7 protein-coding genes are annotated in these 11,722 nt (G+C 73.2%); all 7 read right to left on the bottom strand.

Annotated elements, in window-relative coordinates; genetic code table 11:
- Positions 1-63 precede the first annotated feature (63 nt).
- A complete protein-coding gene (locus tag DN069_RS04035) occupies positions 64-1,467 on the bottom strand; it encodes a dihydrolipoyl dehydrogenase family protein (protein ID WP_111499414.1) in 1,404 nt (467 codons plus the stop codon).
- Positions 1,468-1,538: 71 nt separating this feature from the next.
- Positions 1,539-3,470, bottom strand: coding sequence for a serine/threonine-protein kinase (locus DN069_RS39190; RefSeq protein WP_165845359.1), 1,932 nt, complete (start codon positions 3,468-3,470; stop codon positions 1,539-1,541).
- Positions 3,471-3,681: 211 nt separating this feature from the next.
- A complete protein-coding gene (locus tag DN069_RS04025) occupies positions 3,682-4,947 on the bottom strand; it encodes a protein kinase family protein (protein WP_111499413.1) in 1,266 nt (421 codons plus the stop codon).
- Positions 4,948-4,951: 4 nt separating this feature from the next.
- Positions 4,952-6,799: a serine/threonine-protein kinase gene (locus tag DN069_RS04020; protein ID WP_243638887.1), complete on the bottom strand. Its 1,848-nt coding sequence runs from the start codon at positions 6,797-6,799 to the stop codon at positions 4,952-4,954.
- 96 nt (positions 6,800-6,895) lie between these two features.
- A complete protein-coding gene (locus DN069_RS04015; protein WP_111499411.1) occupies positions 6,896-8,605 on the bottom strand; it encodes a glycerol-3-phosphate dehydrogenase/oxidase in 1,710 nt (569 codons plus the stop codon).
- Between the two features lie 151 nt (positions 8,606-8,756).
- Positions 8,757-9,869, bottom strand: coding sequence for a GuaB3 family IMP dehydrogenase-related protein (locus tag DN069_RS04010; protein ID WP_111499410.1), 1,113 nt, complete (start codon positions 9,867-9,869; stop codon positions 8,757-8,759).
- 100 nt (positions 9,870-9,969) lie between these two features.
- Positions 9,970-11,472: an IMP dehydrogenase gene (guaB, locus tag DN069_RS04005; RefSeq protein ID WP_111499409.1), complete on the bottom strand. Its 1,503-nt coding sequence runs from the start codon at positions 11,470-11,472 to the stop codon at positions 9,970-9,972.
- Positions 11,473-11,722 lie beyond the last annotated feature (250 nt).

Genomic DNA, 11,722 nt, shown 5'->3' with positions numbered 1-11,722 from the left:
AGCGTTCCGGTTACGAACTGTTTGTGGGCGCATAGGTGGCACGAGAAAGCACCCCGCCCCGCCTCATCGGGCCAGCTCCGCCACCACCGTGCCGACCGCGCGGTGGAAGGTCGGGTAGGCCCAGATCGTCGAGGCGAGCTCATCGAGCGGGATGCGGGCCGAGACCGCCAGCGAGAGCAGGCCCAGGACCTCGCCGCCGGTCGGGCCGGCGGAGGTCGCGCCGATCAGGACGTCGCCGTCGGCCACGAGCTTGATGAAGCCCGCGTTGCCGTTGGCGCCGTGGATGTAGCCGCGGCTGCTGCCGGACAGCTCGGTGGTGGCCGTGCGCACCCGGTGGCCGTCCGCCCGGGCCTGGGCCTCGGTGGCGCCCACCGCGCCGATCTCCGGGTCCGTGAAGGTCACTCGCGGCACCGCGTGGTAGCGGGCGGGCGCGCCGCCCCGGCCGAGGATGGCGCGCACCGCCACATCCGCCTGGTACATCGACATGTGCGTGAAGGCGCCCTTGCCGGTGATGTCCCCGATCGCCCAGACCCCCACCGGCCAGACGCCCGGCGTGCCGACGACGCGCAGCCGCTCGTCGACCGGGACGGCACGGGCGTCCGAGGAGAGGCCCAGCACCCCGCCGCCGATGCGGTCCACCGCGATCCGACGGCCGGTGGCGACGAGCAGCCGCTCCGCGGAGAAGCGCTCCCCGCGCTTGCAGAGCATCTGGAAACGTCCGTCGCGGTACTCGATGCCCTGCACCTCCACCCCCGTGTGGACGGCGACCCCGTCGGCGCTCAGCACCCGCGTCAGCAAGTCCCCGGCCTCCGGCTCCTCGCGGCCGATCAGCCGCGGGCCGGCCTCGATGACGGTGACCGCGCAGCCGAGCCGCTGCCAGGCCTGGCCGAGCTCCAGGCCGATCGCGCCGCCACCGAGGACCAGCAGCGACTCGGGCAGCTCCTCGGCCTCGATCAGCTCCCGGTTGGTCCAGTACGGCGTGGCGGCCAGGCCCGGCACGGGCGGGGCGACCGGCTCCGATCCGCTGGCCAGCACGATGGCCTGACGCGGCCTCAGCTCCGTCTCCCGGCCGTCCGCGCCGAGCACGGTGACCTCACCCGGGGCGGTGAGCCGGGCGGTGCCGCGCAGGAAGCGGCCGCCGCGGGCGGTGAAGCGGTCGACGGCGATCTTGTCGTTCCAGTCGTCGGTGGCCTCGCGCACCCGCCGCGCCACCGGTCGGAACTCGGGATGGACCCGCACGATGCCGGCCATACCGGGGATCCGGCGGGCCTCGCCGACCAGGTCGGCCGAGCGCACCATGATCTTCGACGGGATGCAGCCCCAGTACGGGCACTCGCCGCCCACCAGGCGCTCGTCCACGCCGACCACGTCCCAGCCCGCGTCGGCCAGCCGCCCGGCCAGGTCCTCACCCCCGGGCCCCAAACCGATGACCACCGCGTCCGGGGTCTCTCGCACCGTTGCGGACATGACGGCCTCCCGGTGAGCGGGTGAACTTCAGGGGATGGCTCGGTTCACACCACGGTACCGGGATGCGGGTGCTACGGCACTGTGAGCGTCTGCAGAACTTCCTCGAAGCGCTCGTAGCCGTGGCCCCAGTCGTCGACCGGATACGACACGAAGACGTCGTACTCGTTGCCGTCGGGCGCCTTGTAGAACTGCTCGATGCCGTGCCGCTGCTGCCCGGTCTTGAGATCGGTGAACAGGAAGTCCAGTTGCGCGCCCGGGCTGCCCTTGTACGTGTTGCCGCCGAAGTGCAGCTCCTGGTAGCTGCTGTCGTGGGCCTTGATCTGCTCCCGCAGCCACTCCGCCTGCTCCATGGCCGTGCGCGAGTTGGCGATGGTGACGCCGAAGCGGATCAGGTGTTTCCCGCCGTCCGGGGAGTAGTCGATCGATCCCGGGGCCTTGGCCGCGTTCCTGGTCCAGGCCGGGCTCCCGACCGGGAGGCCGAAGCTGAAGCCGAAGCCGTCGTGGACCAGCTGGTAGCCCGACGGAATCGTGCCCGGGGCGCCGGACGCGGAGGGCGACGCCACCGCCGACGGCGAGGTGCTCGGCGGCTGCTGCGTGTTCGTCCCGCTGCTCTGATGCCTGTGGTTGTACCAGTAGGTGGCCCCGGCGCCACCCGCGCCCGCAACCAGCGCGGCGACCAGCAGCCACGCCCAGCGGCGCCCACGACGCGGCCGCCGCGCCTGCCCCTGACCGGCGCCCGGCACCGTGGCCGTCGCCTGCCCGGGGACCGGCTCCCGGGACGTGCCGTATCCGGACTCGTATCCGGACTCGTGCCCGGCCGCGTTCGTCGTGTGGTGCGTCGCGCGGTGCGTCGAGCGCACCGACTCGTCGGCGTAGAGCGGACCGCCGAGCGCGCGCGGCGCGCCCGAGGCCGACGCCGGGACGTGCCCGCCCGGCTTGGCCGGGACGCGGGCCGTCGGCCCGGTCGGGATGCCGCCCGCGAGCCCCTCGGCCGCGAGCGGAGCCGCCTCCCCGGACATCGCGCCCCCGGACATCGAAGCCGCAGACACCGCGGTCCCGTCGACCGCCGTGCCGAGCACCGTCGCGCTGTAGGCGGCGTCCGGATCGGTCTCCGCGCCGCCCTGCCGGTCCACGGCCGGCACGGACTGCGTCGGGGTGCGCAGCGGGCTCGCGCCCAGGCTCTCCAGCGTGATGTTGGTGGTGTGCCCGGCCGCGATGTTCTCCAGCATCCGGAGCACGTCCGCCGAGCCGGGGCGTTCCTGCGGTTCCTTGGCCATGAGCGCGGACAGCACCGGCGCCAGCGCCCCGGCGTTGCGCGGTTCCGGCAGCGGGTCGGTGACCACGGCCGCCAGCGTCGTCAGCGGCGACTCACGGCGGAACGGGGACTGGCCCTCCACCGCCGCGTACAGGGTCGCGCCGAGCGCCCACAGGTCCGACTCCGGGCCGGGACGGCCGCCGTGGACGCGCTCGGGGGCCAGGTAGTCGGGCGAGCCGACCAGGTCGCCGGTGCGGGTGAGCGCCGAGTCGCCGACGAAGGTGGCGATGCCGAAGTCCGTCAGCACGACGCGGCCGGTGCCGCGCTCCAGCAGCACGTTGGCGGGCTTCACGTCGCGGTGGATCACGCCGACCGCGTGGGCGCGTTCGAGCGCGGCGAGCACCTGCGCACCGATCCGCGCCGCCTCGCGCGGGTCGATCACGCCGTCCTGCTCGACCAGTTCGGACAGCGAGCGCCCGTCGATCAGCTCCATCACGATCCACGGCTTGCCGTCCTGCTCGACGACGTCGTGGATGGTGATCACACCCGGGTGCTTGATCCGGGCGGCCGCGCGGGCCTCCTGCTTCATCCGGGACTGGACGATCTGCAGATCCTCCTCGGCCAGGTGCCCGACGGAGAGCTCCTTGACCGCGACCTCGCGGTCCAGCATCTGATCCGTCGCACGCCAGACCGTGCCCATGCCGCCACGCCCCAGGCGCGCGCCGAGCAGGTATCTGCCCGCGAGCACGCGGCCCGCATCCGTGCCCACCGTCTGCCCCCTCGTCGCGGCTCCTGCCGAACGCTCCAGTTCCGCGGCAGGGACCGCGGTACCGCGCACCCTATCCCGATCGTCGAACACTCCGGCGTCCCGGGCATGGCCTTGAGACCGGGATGTGACGCTTCGGCAGCGGATGACACGTCGTGCGCCCACGCCCCGGTTCCAGAGCGCCCGCCCCGGTTCAGCCCTTGAGCGTCGCCGCCAGCGCCAGAGCGACCAGAACCACAAGGATAATCGCACCCACGAGCAGCGGCCCCAGCAGGACGTTGCGGCGTCGCGGCGCGGCATGGTGGTGCGGGTGCGCGGGCCCGGCCTGCTCGACGAGCTCGCGCGAGGCCCGCGAGCGCTGCGCCGGGAGATGACCGGGGCGCGGCACGGGCAGGCGGGTGCCGGTCGGCAGTTCGGTGAAGCCCGCCACCCCCGGCGGCAGCGCGTCGAGCTGCGCCGCCCGGTCCAAGGGTTCCGGGGCGCGCAGCAGCAGTTGGCGCAAGGTGGCCCGGGTCTGGGCGAGGCCCGGACGACGTGCGGGGTCCTGGTCCAGCAGGCGGTCCAGCAGCGGACGCAGCGGCCCGGTCGGTCGGGTGTCCGGCCGGAAACCGGCCCGGACCGCGTCGAAGAGGTCGTCGACGCCGGTCTCCGGATACGGCGGCACGCCCGTCACCGAGCGGTAGAGCAGCACCCCGAGGGCCCACGCGTCCGCCGCAGGGCCGACGGGCTGGCCGGCGCCGCCGACGATGCCGAGCTGCTCGGGCGCCCACCGCTCGGCGGCGGCGCCCACGATGACCGCCCGCGCGTCGCGGGCCCGGACCCGCGCCGGGCTCCACAGGGCCGTCGGCACGGACGCGCCGGCCTCCACCGCGCCCGGTCCCCCACACAGCGCCTCCTGCGCGGCGGCGACCGCGAGACCGCCCAGCAGCGCGGCCCCGTCCTCGCAGACGGTCACGGTCGCCGCGGTCAGGTTGCCGTGGACCAGGCCCGCCCGGTGCACCGCCTCCAGCCCCGCGCTGACGTCGTAGGCGACCTCGGCGGCCCGGTAGGGCGACATCGGCCCGCGCTCCAGCAGCTGGGCCAGCGGCACACCCGCGACCCACTCCCCCGCCACCCACAGGTAGCCGTCCTCGGCGAAGACCTGGAACGCCTGGCTGAGCCGCGGGTGGTCGGGCACCGCGCCCGCGGCGGTCGTGGCGTGCCGCAGCGCCAGTGCGCGCGCGTCCTCGCCGTCCGGCTCGGATATCCGCCCGGACGCCACGTCGTCGGCAGCTTTGTCGAACGCAGCCTCGCCGAAGGCGTCCTGGTCGAACGGGGTCACCAGCTCCGGCAACGGCACCGCCTCCAGCAGCACCGGAGCGCCGCTGCGCAGATCGCGCGCCTCGACCGCGCCCGCCCGTCGACGGTCCGTCAACTGGTAGCGCTCGGCGAGCAGTCGGCCACCGGAGGCCTTGGGCATCGGGTCAGCCCCCCGCCGGCTCGAAGCTGCCGAAGAAGTGCCCGAGCAGTGCGGCGCTGCGGCCGGACTGCCAGGTCGACTCGGGAGCGGTCCAGTAGATCGCGTACGCGTGGGACGGGTCCACCACGAAGCCGCGGTTCAGCGAGTGCCGCACCGCCGCGCCGGAGCGGAAGGTCCACTCCCAGTCGGCGGCGTCCCAGCCGTGCCAGCCGGCGACCTGGTTCAGCCGGATCAGGTGGTAGCCGGCGAGCGTGGGGGCGACCCGCGGTTCCTCGTCCTGCCAGGCCTTCAGCGCACCGGCCTTGACCGGGTGCGGGGTGAACTCGACGACGAGGACCCCGGCCGCGCCGGTGAAGGTGGCCTTGGTGTCGCTCGTCGAAGTCTGCCGCCAGCTCGTCGGGATCTCCAGGGTGGAGCCGCCCGGTCCGGCCACGCGGTGGTAGGCGCCCGCCGGGGCGGGCTCGGTGCCCGTCCCCGCGCCCGTACCGGGCGCCGGGGAGCCGCCGGACTGACCGTCGGGCGCGCCGGCGCGGGCCGACGACGAGGCGCCGTCCTGGCTCGTGCCGCTCTTGCCGTGCCCCTGACTGCCGTTGTCGCTCAGCGCGGCCACCGTCGCGGCGACCAGCAGCACCGCCGCCACCACGATCGCGGCGATCAGCAGCGCCCGCCGCCGCGGTCCGGTCAGCCCGGACCCGGCGGAGTACGTCGTGGTCACACCGCCGGAGCCGCCGGACCCACCGACCCCGCCGGACCCACCACGGGCGCCGGGCGACAGCACGGCCGCCGACGCGGCCTCACCGTCCGCCGCGCTTCCCGGCGCACCCTCGTCCGCACCCACGGAGACACCCGTCCCGGCTCCGGCCCCCGCCCCCGGCTCCTCCGCCGACGGGGCGGGCGACGGCACCGCCCCCTGCACCCGCGTGCGCTCCGGCGCCGGAACGGCCTGCGTCGAGGTCTCCGCCGCGGCGCCCAATTGCACCGTCGCGCGGGCGCGGCGCTCGTACTCGCCGATGACGCCGCGCAGCATGGTCCGTGTCTTGGGGGCGTCCAGCCGCTCGGCCGGGTCCTTGCGCAGCAGGCCGGAGATGACCGGCTGCAGCAGCCGGTCACCGGTCAGCGGCGGGACCGGCTCGGTGATCACTGCGGTCAGCGTCGACAGGGCCGAGCCCTTGTCGTACGGCGGCACGCCCTCGACCATCGCGTACAGGGTCGCGCCGAGCGACCACAGGTCGGCGGGCGGTCCCGGCACGCCGCCGCGCGCCCGCTCCGGGGAGATGTACGAGGGCGCGCCGACGAGCATGCCCGTCGAGGTGACCGACGGGTCTCCCTCGACCCGGGCGATGCCGAAGTCGGTCAGCACGACCCGGCCGTCGTGGCCGATCAGCACGTTGGACGGCTTCACGTCCCGGTGCAGGATGCCCACCCGGTGCGCCTCGGCCAGCACGCCGAGCAGTTCCAGCGCCACCTCGGCGGCCCGCTGCGGCGGCAGCACGCCGTCCTTGCGGATCACCTCGCTGAGCGAACGGGACTCGACCAGCTCCATGACGATCCAGGGCCGGCCGTCCTCCTCGACGACGTCGTAGACGGTGACGGCGCCGTTGTGGCGGATCCGGGCGATCGCCTTCGCCTCCGTCAGCGTCCGTGCGACGAGCCGCTGCTGCTCGTCCTCGTCGACCCCGGCGGCGAACCGCAGCTCCTTGACCGCGACCTCGCGTCGCAGGAACTCGTCCGTGGCCCGCCATACCGTCCCCATGCCGCCCTCGCCGAGGACGGCGTCGAGCCGGTAACGCGACGCCAGAAGCTTTCCACCGGACTCCTGCGGAGTCGTGTCGCGGTGTTGATCGCCGTTCATGCCGGTTCGTTCCCTCCGCGGTGCCGCTGTCGCGTCCATCATCCCGTGAGAGACGCAAGCGTAAGCACACGGGGTTCGACCCCGAAGTTTCGTGCGCTACTTCAACGGAACGATGTCGGGCGCACCGAGCCGCGCCGCGTCCGCCGTCAGGTCGTCGGGCTGCTCCTGGGACTCGCGCTCCGCGGCCACGCGGACCCGGTAGTGCTCGATCTCCTTGTCGATCTGCGCCTGGTCCCAGCCGAGTTCGGGCGCCATCAGCGCCGCCGCCTCCGCCATGACCGCGGTACCGCGATCGAAGGTCTCGATCGAGATGCGGGTGCGGCGCGCGAGCACGTCGTCGAGATGACGGGCGCCCTCCGCGCGGGCCCCGTAGACCACCTCGGCCCGCAGGTAGTCGTCCGCACCGCTCAGCGGTTCGCCCAACCCGGGCTCCTGCGCGATGAGTTCGAGCAGTTCCTCGGTCAACGCGCCGTAGCGGTTCAGCAGGTGCTCGACCCGCGCCACGTGCAGGCCGCTCTCGCGGGCCAGTTCGGCGCGCGCGTTCCACAGCGCCCGGTAGCCCTCCGCGCCCGCCAGCGGAACGGTGTCGGTGCAGCACGGCGCCACGCGCTGATCGAGCCCGTGCACGACCTCGTCCACCGCGTCCTTCGCCATCACCCGGTACGTGGTGTACTTGCCGCCCGCCACGACGACCAGCCCCGGCGCGGCGTGCTGCACCACGTGCTCGCGGCTGAGCTTGGACGTCGCCTCGGACTCGCCCGCGAGCAGCGGGCGCAGGCCGGCGTAGACGCCCTCGACGTCCTCGCGGGTCAGCGGCACCGCAAGCACGCTGTTGACGTGGTCCAGCAGGTACGCGATGTCCGCGCTGCTGGCGGCCGGATGGTCCTTGTCGAGGGTCCACTCGGTGTCCGTCGTGCCGACGATCCAGTGGCGGCCCCACGGAATGACAAACAGGACGCTCTTCTCGGTGCGCAGGATCAGCCCCGTCGCCGAGTGGATCCGGTCGCGCGGCACCACCAGGTGGATGCCCTTGGAGGCGCGCACGTGGAACTGGCCCCGCTCGCCGACCAGCGCCTGGGTCTGGTCCGTCCACACGCCCGTCGCGTTGACGATCTGCCGCGCCCGGACGACGAACTGCCCGCCGCTCTCCAGGTCGTGCACGCGCGCGCCGACCACGCGCTCGCCCTCGCGCAGGAAGCCGATGACCTTGGCCCGGTTCGCCACGTGCGCGCCGTAGGCGGCGGCGGTCCGCACCAGCGTCGTCACGAAGCGCGCGTCGTCCATCTGCGCGTCCCAGTACTGCACCGCGCCGACCAGCGCGTCCTTGCGCAGCGCGGGTGACTGGCGCAGCGCCTGACGCCGGCTGAGGTGACGGTGCAGCGGCAGGCCGCGGCCGTGGCCGGAGGAGACGGACATGGCGTCGTACAGCGCGACGCCGGAGCCGACGTACGGCCGCTCCCAGCCGCGCCCCTGCAGCGGATACAGGAACGGCACCGGCTTGACCAGGTGCGGCGCGAGCCGCTCCAGCAGCAGGCCGCGCTCCTGGAGCGCCTCCTTGACCAGGGCGAAGTCCAGCATCTCCAGGTAGCGCAGCCCGCCGTGGATCAGCTTGCTGGACCGCGAGGAGGTGCCGGCGGCCCAGTCCCGGGCCTCCACCATCCCGGTCACCAGCCCGCGCGTCGCCGCGTCCAGCGCGGTCCCCGCGCCGACGACCCCGCCGCCGACGACCAGCACGTCGAGCTCGCGCTCAGCCATCCGCGCGAGCGCCGCCGCGCGTTCGGTGGGACCCAGCTTGGTGCTTCGCATGACGCCTCCGCGGATAGCCCGGCCTTCCGATCAACAGTACGGAAGAGCAGACGGGATCCGCTTGAAGGCACGGAGTCAGTTGCGGGAACACCTCAGGGGCGCGCGGCTCTGCCCATGCGGCGGAGCCTCGCGCCCCTTGAGTGCTGGCGCGCTAGCGCGCGACGGTGACCTCGACGCGCTGGAACTCCTTGAGTTCCGAGTAGCCCGTGGTCGCCATCGCGCGGCGGAGCGCGCCGAAGAGGTTCATGGTGCCGTCGGGGGTGTGGGAGGGGCCGAGGAGGATCTCCTCGGTCGTGCCGACGGTGCCGAGGTCGACGCGCTTGCCGCGCGGCAGCTCCTCGTGGACGGCCTCGCTGCCCCAGTGGAAGCCGCGGCCGGGCGCGTCCGTGGCGCGGGCCAGCGCCGCGCCGATCATGACGGCGTCGGCGCCGCAGGCGATCGCCTTGGACAGGTCGCCGGAGAAGCCCACGCCGCCGTCCGCGATGACGTGAACGTAGCGGCCGCCGGACTCGTCCATGTAGTCGCGACGCGCCGCCGCGACATCCGCGACGGCGGTGGCCATCGGGACCTGGATGCCCAGCACGGTGCGGGTGGTGTGCGCCGCGCCGCCGCCGAAGCCGACCAGGACGCCGGCCGCGCCGGTGCGCATCAGGTGCAGGGCGGCGGTGTAGGTGGCGCAGCCGCCGACGATGACCGGGACGTCGAGCTCGTAGATGAACTGCTTGAGGTTCAGCGGCTCGGCGGCGCTGGAGACGTGCTCGGCGGAGACGGTCGTGCCGCGGATGACGAAGATGTCGACACCGGCGTCGACGACGACCTTGGAGAACTCGGCGGTGCGCTGCGGCGACAGGGCCGCGGCGGTGACGACGCCGGACTCGCGGATCTCCTTCAGCCGCTGGGTGATCAGCTCGGCCTTGATCGGCTCGCTGTAGATCTCCTGCAGGCGGCGGGTCGCGGCCCGCTCGTCCTTGATCTCGGTGATCTCCTGCAGCAGCGGGCGCGGGTCCTCGAAGCGGGTCCACAGGCCCTCGAGGTTCAGCACACCGAGACCGCCCATGCGGCCGATCGCGATGGCCTGCTCCGGGGAGACGACCGAGTCCATCGGCGCGGCCAGGAACGGGAGCTCGAAGCGGTAGGCGTCGATCTGCCACGCGATCGAGACCTCCTTCGGGTCCCGCGTGCGGCGGCTCGGAACGACCGCGATGTCGTCGAAGGCGTACGCCCGCCGGCCCCGCTTGCCCCGCCCGATCTCGATCTCGGTCACCTGAACTGCTCCCTCGGTTGTGCTCAGCGACTGCCATCGCCCAGTATCCCGCACAACGCCGGAGGGGCCGCCCAGGCGGCCCCTCCGTGAGATGAGCGGGTTACTTCGAGGAGTAGTTCGGCGCCTCGACCGTCATCTGGATGTCGTGCGGGTGGCTCTCCTTCAGACCCGCCGAGGTGATCCGGACGAAGCGCGCGTCGCGCTTCATCGCGTCGACCGACTCGGCGCCGACGTAGCCCATGGACTGACGCAGGCCGCCGACCAGCTGGTAGATGACCGAGCCGACCGGGCCGCGGTAGGCGACCTGGCCCTCGATGCCCTCGGCGATCAGCTTCTCGTCGGAGGTGACGTCGCCCTGGAAGTAGCGGTCCTTGGAGTAGGACTTGGCCTGGCCGCGGGACTGCATGGCAGCGAGCGAGCCCATGCCGCGGTAGGACTTGTACTGCTTGCCGTTGATGAAGAGCAGCTCGCCCGGCGACTCCTCGCAGCCGGCCAGCAGGCTGCCCAGCATGACGGTGTCGGCGCCGGCGGCCAGCGCCTTGCCGATGTCGCCGGAGTACTGCAGGCCGCCGTCGCCGATCAGCGGCACGCCCGCGACGTTGGCCGCGACGGCGGCCTCGTAGATCGCGGTGACCTGCGGGACGCCGACGCCGGCGACGACGCGGGTGGTGCAGATGGAGCCGGGGCCGATGCCGACCTTGATGCCGTCGACGCCGGCGTCGATCAGCGCCTGGGCGCCGTCGCGGGTGGCGACGTTGCCGCCGACCACGTCGGCCTTGACGGACGACTTGATCTTCGACATCCAGTTGAGGGCGTTGCGGTTGTGACCGTGCGAGGTATCCACCACGATGAAGTCCGCGCCGGCCTCGGCGAGCGCGATCGCGCGGTCCAGCGCCTCGGCGGAGGCGCCGACGGCGGCGCCGACGATGAGGCGGCCCTCGGCGTCCTTGGCGGCGTTCGGGTACTGCTCGGCCTTGACGAAGTCCTTGACCGTGATCAGGCCCTTGAGCTTGCCCTGCTCATCGACGAGCGGCAGCTTCTCGATCTTGTGGCGGCGCAGCAGCGCCATCGCGTCGACGCCGGAGATGCCCACCGAGCCGGTGATCAGCGGCATCGGGGTCATGACCTCGCGCACCTGACGGCTGCGGTCGGTCTCGAAGGCCATGTCGCGGTTGGTGACGATGCCCAGGAGACGGCCCTCGCCGTCGGTGACCGGCACGCCGGAGATCCGGAACTTCGCGCAGAGCGCGTCCGCGTCGGCCAGCGTGGCGTCCGGGGAGACCGTGATCGGGTCGGTGACCATGCCGGACTCGGAGCGCTTGACCAGGTCGACCTGGTTCACCTGGTCCTCGATGGAGAGGTTGCGGTGCAGCACGCCGACGCCGCCCTGACGGGCCATGGCGATCGCCATCCGGGACTCGGTGACCTTGTCCATGGCGGCGGAGAGCAGCGGGATGTTCACCCGCACATTGCGCGAGACGCGCGAGGAGGTGTCCACGGCATTGGGCAGGACCTCGGAGGGGCCTGGCAGCAGCAGCACATCGTCGTAGGTGAGCCCGAGCATGCCGAACTTGTCGGGTACCCCAGCTGCGTTGTAAGACATGACACCCTTCCCGAAGTGGATCCGCGGACCTTGGACGGGAAGACTGGTGGCCGCACCCGCCCGCGCGACACGGCGCCTACGGGGGCCGCGTGGGTGAGCAGCTCGGCACCGTTGACTAATTCTACCGGGCGCCGCGAGGCACCCTTGCGCATCATGAACAACTGAGGTAGCAGTCACATTCCCGAACTTGGGACGATCCTCCAGTTGCCCCGCCCAGTTGCCCCGCCCAGCCCACCGTTCGGTCGCCCCG

This window comes from Streptacidiphilus pinicola, assembly GCF_003258295.1.
Classification (GTDB): domain Bacteria; phylum Actinomycetota; class Actinomycetes; order Streptomycetales; family Streptomycetaceae; genus Streptacidiphilus; species Streptacidiphilus pinicola.
Note: the sequence above shows the minus strand (reverse complement) of the source record. Positions and strands in the feature narration are given on the sequence as shown.

Bases quoted from the DNA above. Each gene is read 5' to 3' on its own strand.
- DN069_RS04015 (WP_111499411.1), bottom strand. From the start codon at position 8,605: ATGCGAAGCACCAAGCTGGGTCCCACCGAACGCGCGGCGGCGCTCGCG.
- DN069_RS04035 (WP_111499414.1), bottom strand. From the start codon at position 1,467: ATGTCCGCAACGGTGCGAGAGACCCCGGACGCGGTGGTCATCGGTTTG.
- guaB (WP_111499409.1), bottom strand. From the start codon at position 11,472: ATGTCTTACAACGCAGCTGGGGTACCCGACAAGTTCGGCATGCTCGGG.
- DN069_RS04020 (WP_243638887.1), bottom strand. From the start codon at position 6,799: ATGAACGGCGATCAACACCGCGACACGACTCCGCAGGAGTCCGGTGGA.
- DN069_RS04025 (WP_111499413.1), bottom strand. From the start codon at position 4,947: ATGCCCAAGGCCTCCGGTGGCCGACTGCTCGCCGAGCGCTACCAGTTG.